This window comes from Sphingobium chungbukense, from assembly GCF_001005725.1.
Taxonomy (GTDB): domain Bacteria; phylum Pseudomonadota; class Alphaproteobacteria; order Sphingomonadales; family Sphingomonadaceae; genus Sphingobium; species Sphingobium chungbukense.
Genome location: NZ_LBIC01000009.1, coordinates 78,437 through 91,121, shown reverse-complemented (window position 1 = coordinate 91,121; position 12,685 = coordinate 78,437). Strand labels below are relative to the sequence as shown.

Annotated in this window: 11 protein-coding genes; all 11 read left to right on the top strand. The window is 53.4% G+C overall.

Annotation, left to right across the window (positions count from 1 at the left end):
* Window positions 1–3: 3 nt before the first annotated feature.
* The 11 genes from pseG to YP76_RS18315 all read left to right on the top strand — a co-directional run bounded on the left by pseG (window position 4) and on the right by YP76_RS18315 (window position 12,419).
* Window positions 4–1,137, top strand: a complete 1,134-nt coding sequence (gene pseG / locus YP76_RS18355) for a UDP-2,4-diacetamido-2,4,6-trideoxy-beta-L-altropyranose hydrolase (protein WP_046765057.1) — start codon at window positions 4–6, stop codon at window positions 1,135–1,137.
* Window positions 1,134–1,694, top strand: a complete 561-nt coding sequence (pseH, locus tag YP76_RS18350) for a UDP-4-amino-4,6-dideoxy-N-acetyl-beta-L-altrosamine N-acetyltransferase (RefSeq protein ID WP_046765056.1) — start codon at window positions 1,134–1,136, stop codon at window positions 1,692–1,694. The genes pseG and pseH overlap by 4 nt, the downstream gene beginning before the upstream one ends.
* Window positions 1,687–2,745 (top strand): pseudaminic acid synthase, encoded by a 1,059-nt coding sequence (gene pseI / locus YP76_RS18345; protein WP_046765055.1) that lies wholly within the window; start codon window positions 1,687–1,689, stop codon window positions 2,743–2,745. Before pseH ends, pseI begins: the two co-directional genes overlap by 8 nt.
* 3 nt (window positions 2,746–2,748) lie before the next feature.
* Window positions 2,749–4,014, top strand: a complete 1,266-nt coding sequence (locus YP76_RS18340; protein ID WP_145907768.1) for a hypothetical protein — start codon at window positions 2,749–2,751, stop codon at window positions 4,012–4,014.
* A gap of 115 nt (window positions 4,015–4,129) precedes the next feature.
* Window positions 4,130–4,588 carry an acyltransferase gene (locus tag YP76_RS27175; RefSeq protein WP_232307621.1) on the top strand — a complete coding sequence of 153 codons (459 nt, stop codon included), beginning with the start codon at window positions 4,130–4,132 and terminating at the stop codon, window positions 4,586–4,588.
* Between the two features lie 86 nt (window positions 4,589–4,674).
* On the top strand, window positions 4,675–5,568 hold the full coding sequence (locus YP76_RS18335) for a phytanoyl-CoA dioxygenase family protein (protein ID WP_046765053.1): 894 nt from the start codon (window positions 4,675–4,677) through the stop codon (window positions 5,566–5,568).
* A gap of 15 nt (window positions 5,569–5,583) precedes the next feature.
* Window positions 5,584–6,324 (top strand): acyltransferase, encoded by a 741-nt coding sequence (locus YP76_RS27890; protein ID WP_145907771.1) that lies wholly within the window; start codon window positions 5,584–5,586, stop codon window positions 6,322–6,324.
* Complete coding sequence (locus YP76_RS18330; RefSeq protein WP_046765052.1) at window positions 6,321–7,595, top strand: polysaccharide biosynthesis protein; 1,275 nt, start codon at window positions 6,321–6,323, stop codon at window positions 7,593–7,595. The genes YP76_RS27890 and YP76_RS18330 overlap by 4 nt, the downstream gene beginning before the upstream one ends.
* Before the next feature lie 1,002 nt (window positions 7,596–8,597).
* Window positions 8,598–9,806 carry a glycosyltransferase gene (locus YP76_RS18325; RefSeq protein WP_082749204.1) on the top strand — a complete coding sequence of 403 codons (1,209 nt, stop codon included), beginning with the start codon at window positions 8,598–8,600 and terminating at the stop codon, window positions 9,804–9,806.
* Entirely contained in the window at window positions 9,803–10,888 is a 1,086-nt protein-coding gene (locus tag YP76_RS18320; protein ID WP_269748649.1) for an acyltransferase family protein, read from the top strand. Before YP76_RS18325 ends, YP76_RS18320 begins: the two co-directional genes overlap by 4 nt.
* Before the next feature lie 97 nt (window positions 10,889–10,985).
* The gene (locus YP76_RS18315; RefSeq protein ID WP_046765050.1) at window positions 10,986–12,419 is read left to right on the top strand and encodes a mannose-1-phosphate guanylyltransferase/mannose-6-phosphate isomerase; all 1,434 of its coding nucleotides are present in this window, start codon (window positions 10,986–10,988) and stop codon (window positions 12,417–12,419) included.
* The last annotated feature ends 266 nt before the right edge of the window (window positions 12,420–12,685 follow it).

The window sequence follows — 12,685 nt, the reverse complement described above, 5'->3', positions numbered from 1 at the left end:
CTCGTGACCATTCCCTTCTCTCGCGTCCTCTTCCGTGCAGATGCATCGCTGTCGATCGGCACCGGTCATGTTATGCGTTGCCTGACACTAGCCAACGCGCTAGTTGGCAACGGAGCCGAAGTTCTGTTCCTCTGTCGTGATTTTCCTGGACATCTCGGCGGGCTTGTGCGCGAGCGCGGATATGGACTGATACTCCTGCCGCCACCCGGGAAATTATTTCGACCTCTTGACGAAATATCACCCGCGCACGCATCGTGGCTTGGGATGCGCTGGCAGGAAGACGCGAAAGATTGCGTCCCCTACATAAATGCTTTCGCACCCGACTGGCTTGTCGTCGATCATTATGCGCTTGACCGCCGTTGGGAAGCCGCCGTTCGGCCTCCCAACGCGCGCCTTCTTGTGATTGACGACCTTGCCGATCGGGAGCACGACGCGGATATTCTACTCGATCAGAACGCAGGCCGCAAAGAGTCTGATTATGCTGGGCTGTTGCCTGACATCTGCCAGCTATTCGTCGGCCCGCGCTTCGCCCTCCTGCGCCCGGAGTTCGCTGAAAAAAGGAGGGAAGCGCTAGCTCGTCGAAATATGCCGGTTCCGCGCCGCATTTTGATTACCCTGGGCGGTATCGACAAGAACAACGCTACTCGCCGCGTGCTTGAGGCGCTCCAAAGTGCTGGTTTGCCATTTGATTACGAGATAACTGTCGTGATGGGCGCCAGCGCGCCTTGGGTTGCCGAGGTGCGAGCAGCGGCCTCCCAACTGCCGTGGCCGACCCGGGTCATAGTCAATGCCACAAACATGGCCCAGATAATGGCAGAAAGCGATCTGGCGATCGGAGCTGCGGGTTCCACATCGTGGGAACGCTGCGCATTAGGTCTACCAACTCTGCAATTGGTGCTAGCAGAAAACCAGCGCGACGCTGCCCGTGCCCTCGCCGCGACCGGTGCCGCAATGACGATCGACGTGGGAATGAACCTTTCAGCTAGCCTCGCGCATTGCCTGAAATTATTCGACGAGGACATGTCGCTACTGCCGCGGATGGCACACAGTGCTGCCCAAATCTGTGACGGTTCCGGTGTTGATTCTTTGAATAACTGGCTGTTCGACAGAACAGGAAGAGATGGAGATATGGCATGAATGCACTTGGACGTATTCGCGCAATTTCGCCTGAAGAATTGGAGTTGATGCTTAGCTGGCGGAATGCAACGAACGTGCGGGCAAACATGTACACTCGCCATGTAATTTCGCTTGATGAGCATCTGGCGTGGTGGGCGAATGTGCGCGAGCGCGAAGACGTCCGCTACTTCATGTACGAATTCCAGGAAATACCCTCGGGGATTGTTGGCTTGACCGAAATAGACCGCGACAGCGCAAATTGCTGCTGGGCGTTCTATGCCTCTCCTGATGCGCCGAAGGGAAGTGGCGTGCGGATGGAATATCTCACGCTTGAATATGCTTTTAACGATCTGAATTTGGTTAAAATCTACTGTGAGGTTCTGGCTTTCAACAAGTCGGTCATCAAGCTGCATCAGAAATTCGGGTTCCAAGTGGAGGGCATCTTCCGCCAACAGCACCGCGTTGACGGCCAATTGACTGATATCTACCGGCTGGGACTGCTGTCCGGCGAGTGGGCGGCCAAGCGCGAGGAACTGCTACCGAAGTTATTGCACCGAAAGGAAGCTCACCATGTCTGAGCAGATAGTGATCAATGGCCGCGCTATCGGCAGCAATCATCCTCCCTATGTAATCGCTGAACTTTCGGCCAATCACAACGGCAACCTGGAAACAGCGCTACGCATCGTGCGTGGGGCTGCGAAGGCCGGTGCTGATGCTGTGAAGCTACAGACCTATCGTCCCGACACAATCACTCTGAAATCCGATAGCGAGCAGTTCCGGATCAGGGGCGGCCTGTGGGACGGGCGCACACTCTATGACCTCTACGAAGAAGCTCATATGCCCTGGGAGTGGCACAAGTCGCTGTTCGACGAGGCCAGTCGGCTAGAGATCACCATCTTCAGCTCACCGTTTGATGCAACTGCTGTCGACTTGCTCGAAGATCTTGGGGCACCGGCCTATAAAATTGCCTCGTTCGAGGCCGTTGATCTCCCCTTGATTCGTTATGCCGCCTCCACTCGAAAACCCCTGATCATATCGACCGGTATGGCGGACGCTGAGGAGATTGCTGAAGCGACCGCTGCGGCGCGTGACAGTGGCTGCACCCAACTGGCGCTGTTGCACTGCGTCAGCGGTTATCCAGCACCGGCGGCAGACTACAATTTGCGTACAATGACAGATATGGCCCAACGCTTCGGACATGTGGTAGGGCTTTCAGATCACACGCTGGATAATACCACTGCGATCGCCTCCGTAGCGTTGGGTGGAGCAATTATCGAGAAGCACTTCACTCTCGATCGCTCGGGAGGCGGGCCGGATGATAGCTTTTCACTCGAGCCTGCGGAATTAGTCGCCCTGTGCCATAGTGCAAAGACCGTATGGGAGGCGCTCGGGAAAATTGACTATGGATTGAAGTCAAGCGAGGTAGGCAATCGTCAATTCCGTCGTTCTCTATACTTCGTCCGTGATCTGCCTGCTGGGGCGGTGGTCGGGGAAGGCGATGTGCGTTCGGTGCGGCCGGGTTATGGCATCGCTCCTAAGCACTTCCACGGCGTTCTGGGTCGGACGCTAGCTCGGGCTGTTGAGGCAAACACGCCGTGCTTGTGGACTGCCTTCGATGACGAGATCTGATAGATGCTCTACCATCCTGAACGGGTCCTGCTGCTAGGTTTCTGCGTCTATCTGGTCGTATTTTTCGTTACGCCGGTGACGCCAACAGTATCAGTGGAACTTGGTAGTGTAATATTCATCATATTGAGCTGCGTAAGCTTCTGGGGCGGAAGCATAATTGCTGGTGCTACGCTACCAAACGCTATTGGTCGAGCGCGATCGTCAGAATGGATGAAGAAGCGTGCACGGATGCTGCTCTTGTCCACCTTTATCTTAGGGACGATCGGTAATATTCTTAAGGAGTTAGATACATACTACGTACGTGGTACAGCAGGTCTCGATGCGTTGGCGATGCGCGCAGAGCTGATCGACAATGGCGCAGGACCGTTGTCGATGATCTCCAGTGTTATCTATCCGTTCGGCTATTTCCCTCTCCTGATTTATCTTGGGACGCCTTGGATTAAACGAAGCCGAACGGTTCTGTTTCTCACCTTAATTTTATTCCTCGTCCCGTCGCTGGATGCACTTGTGCTACTATCCCGTTCGTCCTTGATGGTCGGGCTGGCGATGATCTATTTCGGCATCGCTTTAACGAGTTACTCGGGGCAAATGTTTCCCAAGCCGATGAGATGGCCTGGCCTTTTATCGGTATTAGGCTTGGGCGCGATCTCGGCGATCGTCTTCACTGAACGCCTCGATGGAATGGGGATCGATCCCGTCGACTCTATCTATATGTCGGCCTACGGCTACACTGTGACACCCACGGCATGGGCAGAGCGAGGTCTGAGGACGGGATCGGACTTCCTTGCAAGTTTCCTCACCGCATCCTTGCCTTTATTTCAGTATTACACGCATTCTTTTTTTGAGTTTCAATTACTGTGGCTTAACAATGACCATCAGGTCCACTCCTACGGATTGTTGCACTTAGATGCGTATGTCAAGGCGCTAAGCATATTTGGTCTTGCCAAACAAGTCGATGTTATGGAAATTTTCCCACGTGTCGGCGTGTTCACCTCGCTGTTCGGCCCCTTGTGGGTGGATTTCGCGTGGGCAGCGCCTTTGATAACAATGTTGTGCGGCTTTTGCGCTCGTCGTCTAGGCGTGGCTTCGGCTCGGGGCGATATAGGGGCGCAGCCATTATACACATTTCTGTGTGTTGTATTATTTTTTGCACCCGTCACAGATTTTTTATTATCAAAAGGTATGTATACATTAAATGCGGCCATAATATTTTGGGTTATTTCTCGTGGTTTTGCTAGATCTATAGTAACGATTCGAGAATCTAATTGATCTTTGGAATGATCTGTACATTGTATTGCATTGTCCTCATGAGTGTCCATCGATGAGAATATGGGTTCTTCGCCTGGAGCGGATATTACTTTCAACGTATGCCGCTCGCATAACCATGCACACCATAATCTGGCTATATGAGCGTCTGTCGTGGTTATGGGGGCGAATCCGCTTTGGCACCTTGGTGAAAGAACGCGGAATCGGCTGCGTATGCCACTGGAGCGTTCAAATCAAGTATCCCGAGAACATCCTTCTGGGTGACGGCGTCACCATAGGTACAGGTGTGGTCTTGGGTGCTCACAGCTCAATTACCTTAAGGGACAATGTTCGTCTGTCGCACGATGTAATGATTGAGACCGCTGGACTAGAGTTCTCCAACAGGACTCCGCCATACGGACATATATCAAAGCCTGTTCTTCTCGAAAAAGGTGTTTGGGTTGGAGCGCGGGCAATCATCCTCGGCGGAGTTACCATCGGGGAGAACGCAGTTGTGGCTGCTGGATCAATCGTCACAAAGCCAGTGCCAGCCGGGGCCGTGGTGGCGGGTATTCCTGCTCAACAGATCAATGGGTAGTTGTGCGCGCCTGTATTACCACCCCATTCAGAACATCAGATTAGGTTCCGAACAGACATATTCAATGCAAAGCGTGAGCCCGAGACATGTCGAAATTACGTACTGTCATTAAGGTAGCCACTGATCCTCGGTGGTGGCCATTCTACGCACAGCGCCGCATCCTCTCACCAGATGCGCGGAACGCTATCGCTGGACTTGTCGCGAGGCGACGTCCCCAGGCCCGGATTACCGCACCTCAACTCGCTGAGGCAGGCGCAGCGAATCTCGACACGGTCGGAATTCATCATATGGGCGGAGTGTTGACCACGGATCAATGCGCCGAATTACGGGAATATTTCCTAAGCAAGAAAGTGTTTGACCCGTACCGAGTTCGCAGCGCTGAATTTCTACCGGATTCGGAACACCGCGATAAACGGGCTCATGTTGCGCACCATCGCGCTGAGGATATCCTCGCCGCTCCTTGGCTTCTTCATTTGGCGAACGATTCCCGTATACTCGACATTGCTAGCACCTATTTGGGATGCAGGCCGACAATCGGGTACATGGCATGTTGGTGGAGCTATCCCACAGAGGGCGGACCACAGCATGCCGAATACTGCCATCGCGATGTCGATGACTGGCGTTTTGTGAAACTGTTCGTATACCTTACTGATGTTGGACCCAGGAGCGGACCGCATGTTTACGTGCGTGGTTCCGGAAATGACTCTCGATTAGTCAAGATACGTCGCTTTAGTGATGAGGAGGTGTTCAATACCTTTGGTTCAGACCGATTTGAAACTATGACCGGTAAGGCGGGAGAGGCATTCTTCGAGAATACCTATGGCATCCATAAGGGGCAGCCGGTAGAAGACGGCAGCAGACTGATCTTCCAGGTCGTCTATTCGCTCAACCCGCTGCCGTATTCTCCTGTGAAGCCCGTTCGTCCCAATACACAGCCAGAGCTTCTCGATCCTTGGATCAACAGAATCTATCTTCGTTGATTGAAAGAAACCTCGATGCAGATATTCCGGGCGCTTCTCCTGTTTATTTTCCCGACTCCAGTTGTACGGCTGGTGGTAAACGCGATTGGAGGTAAGATAGATAAGGGTGTGCGTGTAGGGTTCTCATTGGTCTCAGCCCGCCGACTTTACTTGGGAGCGGGATGTCGGATCGGCCATGGCTCAGTGATCCGGATCGATCGTTTAGTAATGCGCTCCGGTGCTTATATTGGACATATGAACTTTTGTACTGGGCCAATCGACATGTGGCTGGGCAATAATTCAGGGATTGGGAATCGAAATATAGTATCACGAGCACCACGAGGGGTCACGCTCCAGCGCGCGCAACTGAAACTTGGAACATGGGCGAAAATTACCGCGTCTCACAAGATTGATTGTACTATGTCGGTGCTGCTTGGAGATTACACCACTCTTGCCGGACAAGGCTCACAGGTGTGGACTCATGGTTATGTACATGCCGATGAGGGTGCTGGGCGTTATCGCGTGGATGGTCGTGTAGTCGTAGGCAATAATGTCTATATCGGTTCGAGGGCACTAATCCTGGCCGGAATTTTGATTGCTGACAAAATTGTCGTCGGTGCGGGGCTTACAGTATCGCGAAACCTATTAGAGCCAGGTTTTTATGTGTCAGCACCAATGCGAACGCTGCCAGTTCCCGCTGAGCCGTCCCAGCGTAGCGATCTGCAAGAAATTGACCGTTCAATGCTACTCGAGCGGGTGTTCGTAAGATTGAAATGAATACCTACGTTCGTACGGCAATTTTCGGGGGGGTCTTTGTTGGTGCTCGCGCAGCTCTATTCTTCGCGCCAATTACATTGGCCAATCTTCTGCCGGTGGCCGATTACGGTCGCATCGAGACAGCACAGGCTATCGGAAGCTTCCTTTCGATTTTGGCTGCGCTCGGACTTTCGAACACGGTACCGCTAATCCTTATCCGCAAGGACCGTAGCGCCCGTTGGGACACGCTGCTTCTTCTAATCGTGGTTAGTAGCGCTGCTATGCTGGCGATTGCTGCGTCAGGATCATTTTTTGTCGATGATATTGGTTCGCCATGGCTATTAGTTCCGCTAGCAACCGGCTTGCTTATGCTGCAGGGATTTTGGGCGACAGTGCTGAAATCGCGGGGTCAAAGTTCCGAAGCGGTGATACTAGAGGCGTCGTTCTGGTTGGTTGCGTTGGCGGGCGGTGCTCTCTTCGCTTGCTGCGGCCGATCAATAGGCTGGATTTTTGCGCTTCTGCTAGGTTACGGGGTGGTGCTGTTAATGACAACGGTGCGCGCGTATCTGGCGGTACGAACGACTTTTGCCTTGTCCGACATCTACGACAATCTGCGACTTGCCGCGCCGTTGTTGGCTACCGCGCTTCTGGGCGTTTTCGTAAGTACGGCTGGGCGAACCATTCTCAGTTTCGGTGCTTCGGATGCTGTGGTAGGCCTCTACTCCGTATTATATAGGGCCACGGCGTTGCCGCTCGTCGCGCATCAGATCGTAATTATCTGGCAGTTTCGACAGATCTTCAGTTGGGATGAAGCGCGGATTAGGAAAATTCTTCCCATAATCGCTTCTATCGTCGGTGCTTGCATTTTCGGGCAATGGTCTCTGGCCAAACATTTGGGATGGCTATTAGGGGATAGATTCGTTGACACATTTCATCGCCACGAGATGGCGGGTGAAATAATATTAATTCAAACAATACTGTGGTCGGCAATCGCAATGAATGATCTGCTCAATACGAGGCTCAAAAGATCGGGAAAAGTCGCGATATGGACTTCCATTTTCTTGGTTCCTGCAAGCTTCATCTTGCTCATAATCGTTGCAGAGGTGTCGCGAACTGACGCGCCAGACCATGTGCTCGAAACTTTCGTGGGTGGTTATGCGGCACTGATGCTGGGATATTATCTAGTCCAGTGCTTTGCGATGTATCGCAAGGGCGCATGGTACCCAGAGTTGTGGGTTGTTTCAACCGGGATATTCGTGGGAATGATCTGTTTGACCCTACTCCTCGGGTAACCTTCGCCAGCAGTCATAATTAATCTTATCCCACTTGAGTTGGCATGGCAGAATGCTCGCGGCGTTCTACGTTGACGATTGAATGTTGTCGGCGTGATCAGCTAGAAGATATCATCGTTCGCGGCTGCGAGCCCGAACCGATCGTTGGCTGAAAATTTTCGCCCCTGAAGGCGATTGATCACATCCCGCGGGTGAGTGGACGCTATATTGCTGGAGAAGTTGGCGAGACGGTGTGTTTTACATTTTGTGCTGCTAAGAATTGAGACCGTTCCTATGCCATATCGCTTGCGTTTTCGGGACGATACCATCGGATCGCCCAACTTATGCGCGTGGCGAAACCAGTGTGGAGCATCTTGAAACATTTTAGTGCTGACCTAGATCATGTGATCCCGCAGAATGGCGCTATTCATGGCGATGGCATTATTCTGGTGCAAGAAAGCGCATGCGTCGTCCACGGTCTGTATTGAGGAATACTGCCAAAGGAGATCGGCGCACCCGCTTCCAAAAGTAAAGATGAAATCGGATTTCGCCATCGCAACGGGACATCGGTGCCGAAAACGATGTTTCATTTGCCATCGACGATCTTGTCCGCGTCAAGCGCGGGTCTGCCATTTCGGCCGTTCCGAGCCGTCTATTGGTCATCGGAGCATTCCTAATGGTCGAATAGCGGACTTCATAGAGTAATTAATGCCGATCCATGTTTCCATGCCGACTGGTATCGCCCACGCATGTGATCATCGACTTAAGGCGATCTGTTTCTCGTTAATAGAGCAACTGGATGGTGTGTCATCTTCGCAAAGGACACCACCGATCGCTCCTGTTTGTCCAAGTCTAAAGCATTTCGAAGCGGGCGACATCGCCCGCCAGGGGAGAATGCGGAAAACAAAGGAAGAATGACGCGTAATCCGCTCGAGCCTGATCGGATTACGGTCTGGATATCGGATCATACGTCTGTCGCCTGACGTGAGACAAATCGATGTCTAAACAGCTCTTAGAGGTATCATGGCAAGCATAGTACACTGGGGAAAATACTATCCACCGGACATGGGTGGTATAGAAAGCGTGACTGAGAGCCTGGCCAGAGGCGCGACCGCCGATGGGCACACCGTCACCGTCGCATGCTTCGGGAAAGGGGAAGCACGACAGGAGATCGATCTTCATGGCGTGCGGGTGCTGCGTGCGCCAATTGCTTTCTCACAGGCATCACAACCTATCGGGTGGCGCTATTTCCGGTGGCTTCTGAAGGAAGGGCGAAAAGCAGACATTGTCCATTTGCATGCTCCCAATATGTTGGCGGCACTGGCCAGCGCGCTTCTGGGGACTGGAACGAAACTGATCGTTCACTGGCATAGCGACGTGGTTGGCAAGGGCATTTTGGGACGCTTCCTACGCCCGGTAGAGAAGCTGATGCTCCGCCGGGCGGACAAGATCATTTGTACCTCGCCCCCTTATGCGGATGCCTCCGCTGTGCTTCAACCCTTCCGCCATAAGATTGCTGTAGTGCCGCTGGGAGTCCCGGACAAGAGTGGTTTGGTCAGTCTATTCGCGGGAAGCTCCCGCAGCGCTATCCCTCCTGATCTAAGATCAAGGTTGGAAGGACGACGGGTAATCCTGAGCGTTGGGCGGTTGGTGCCCTATAAGGGCTTCGACACCTTGATTCGGGCCGCATCGATGCTGCCCGATGAAGCGATAGTCGTGGTTGTCGGATCCGGTCCTCTGCGGGCGGACCTCGAGGGGCGGATAATGGCGACGGGTGGACAGAGCAGGGTGATCCTCGCCGGTCGTCTTGAAGATGAGGCTTTGCATGAGCTCTTCTCTCTCGCCGAGTTGTATTGCATGCCCTCGGTCGAGCGTTCGGAAGCCTTCGGTGTGGTGTTGATCGAGGCGATGTCTCACGGGCTGCCAGTGGTGGCGACCAACATTGCAGGTTCCGGCGTGCCGTGGGTCAACAAGCACGGCGAAAGCGGATTGAATGTGCCGCCAAATGACCCCAAGGCCCTGGCCGCAGCTTGTACGCGGATATTGTTGGACGACCAGTTGTGCAACGAGCTCGCATGCGGAGCTCGACGGCGCTTCAAAATGGAATTCTGCGAGAGTCTTTCGGTGAGCCGAATGAACGCACTTTACGAAAGCCTGCATCCTGCAAGTCCCACTGGTCCAGTTGCACATTCTGCCGCCGTCAGGCCGCGAACAGGGATGCATATGCGATGAAACGGTCACACCACGCAGACATCCTGTCTATTCAGTACCTTCGTGGAATAGCTGCGTTGATGGTCGTACTGTTCCACGTGAGCAGAGAAGTGCGGCCTATCCTTGGCGCACACGTGTTGGCGTGGGGCGAGTTTGGCGTCGACATATTTTTCATTATCAGTGGCTTCGTCATGATCTATTCGGTCAGTAGAGCAAATGCGACGCCTTCGCCGTACCTCTTTATGGAAAAGCGGTTGGTCAGGATTGCACCCATGTACTGGCTCATGTCGGTGTTGATGGTTATCGGTTTGATCATACGCCCCGGTATCTTTAACTCCGCAGTTCTGGATACTGGACACGTCATCCAGAGCCTGTTGTTCATACCGCATTTTCATCCCGGCATACCGCAGGCTATCATGCCCATGTTAGTGCCGGGTTGGACATTAACATACGAAATTTACTTCTATTTATTATTTGCGCTATTTATTTCTTCAGGTAGCATAGGCAGGTTCGTTCTGCCTTCAACGGCGATAATTGTTATTTCGGTCATCGCTGTCCATTTATTGCCGGGGGAGGGGGCAATAGCCCGTTTTCTCTCGAATCCGATTGCGCTCGAGTTTGTGCTCGGCATGGCAGTGGGATTGGCTTATCTAAAAGGATGGTTAGCATCCCGTCGAATCGCTCCTTTCGCGGCGTTTGCGGCTTTTGCCCTTATTGTGTTCTGTTCTTCGGTCGATTCCAGACTTTGGACAGCTGGAGCTTTCTCAGCTCTTTTGGTGTATTTCGCTGTCTCTTCAAGCATTAAAGTTCGACCCGGAATGCACCTTCTTCTCCAAGCCCTTGGTGATTCATCATACTCGCTATATCTGTCGCATATATTCGTGATTGGAATGACTACGATGATCTGGAAAAGAGTGGGAATAACTGCTGCTAACTCGAGCTATTTGTCAGCTACGTCTTATATCCTACTTTGTACGATATTGTCGGTAATTATCGGGTTCGTTGTTTTCCGATATGTTGAGAGGCCAATTACCGGAATTGCGCGTTCGTTGCTCGCCGCCAGGCGGGAGCGCTATTCCGCGGTAGTGACAGGCCGATCTTGATTGATTTGTATGTTGATCTTTCCCTTCACGTTGTCTGACGGACGGCTTCGAACACGTTCGACAGGCAGGCATTTCCCATCGAAAAAAGCGGACCATTATGATTAAACCTGTCCCTCTATGTCCCGTCATCCTCTGCGGGGGGTCTGGAACTCGGCTCTGGCCGCTGTCCCGGCGGTCATTTCCAAAGCAGTTTGCTCGACTGCTTGACGACGAGAGCCTGTTCCAGGCGACAGCCCGGCGCGTTCTCGGTCCCGCTTTCGATCGGCCCATCATTGTGACGGGCGAGCCATTCCGCTTCACGATAGTGGAGCAACTGGCGGCCCTGGGCGTGAAACCTGACGGGGTGTTGATTGAACCGGAGGCACGTAACACGGCGCCTGCAGTTCTTGCCGCCGCACTGTGGCTTCGCGATCGGCATCCTGAAGCGCTGATGCTCGTGATGCCGTCCGATCATCAGATCGCGGACGTCGCGTCATTTCATGCGGCCATCGAGGCGGCGAAACCGCGGGCGTTGGCGGGTGATATCGTCACATTTGGTATAGTCCCTTCTCACGCTGAAACGGGATATGGCTATCTGGAGTTGAAACCAGGGGAGCTAAACGTCAGCGGCCCACAGGAACTGCGGCAGTTTGTAGAAAAGCCAGACGCAGAAAGGGCCTCTTTAATGATCGAGGCTGGTAATTTCCTGTGGAATGCCGGCATCTTCTTATTCTCGGTTCAGGCGATCGTTGACGCTTATTCGGCGCATGCTTCCGCTATGTCAGCAGCCGTCGCGTCGTCGCTGGCTGCTGCGCGGCTGGATCTTGACTTCACTCGGCTGGAGCCGGAACCCTGGCGTGGGGTAGAAAGTATCTCGATCGATTATGCGATTATGGAGAAGATCTCCAATCTCGCAGTGATGCCGCTCACGGCTGGATGGTCTGATCTCGGTGGTTGGGCAAGCGTGTGGAACGAAGGCCGCCAGGACGCAGTAGGAAATGTTTGTTCGAACGATGTGACGGCGATAGACTGTTCTGGAACGCTTCTCAGGACAGAAGGGGAAGGGCTACATCTTGTCGGTATCGGCCTGCAAGACATGATCGCGGTCGCTATGCCGGACGCCGTACTCGTTGCGCCTATGTCTGAAAGCCAACGTGTCGGCGAGGCGGTGGCTCTGCTTCGGGAAAATGGGGTCAAACAGGCGAACATGTCCAACCGCGATCTTCGGCCATGGGGCTGGTACGAGAGTATCGCTTCGGGAGATCGCTTCCAGGTCAAACGAATCATGGTGAGGCCAGGGGCGTCCCTTTCCCTGCAAAGCCATCACCACCGCGCCGAGCACTGGATTGTTGTCGCCGGCACGGCTCAGGTCACTATCGAGGACCAGATATCCCTGATCACGGAGAACCAGTCGATCTACGTTCCTTTGGGAGCCAGGCATCGGCTGGAAAACACCGGGAAGCTGCCCGTGCTTCTCATCGAGGTCCAAACCGGCGCTTATCTCGGAGAAGACGATATCATCCGCTACGCTGATGTATATGCGAGGAATTGACTATAGCTTGGGTTGGCGCGCGTTAGGGAGTTTGCCGGATAGCTCGCAGTCTGCAGCAGGGCTAGAGAATGACGATCTAGCAGGTATCAAAGCAGGCTTAAACCGTTGTTCATTCAGTAACGTTCGCTGCATACGAGTATTGCCATCCGAGCGGGGTCAGCCGGTACCTAACACCCGCGCAGTTCCGAGAGTCGCAATCGGCAGCATATAAAAGGCTCGCTATGCCATTGTAGCTAAACGAAATGGTCCTTGCATCTCTCGCGCAA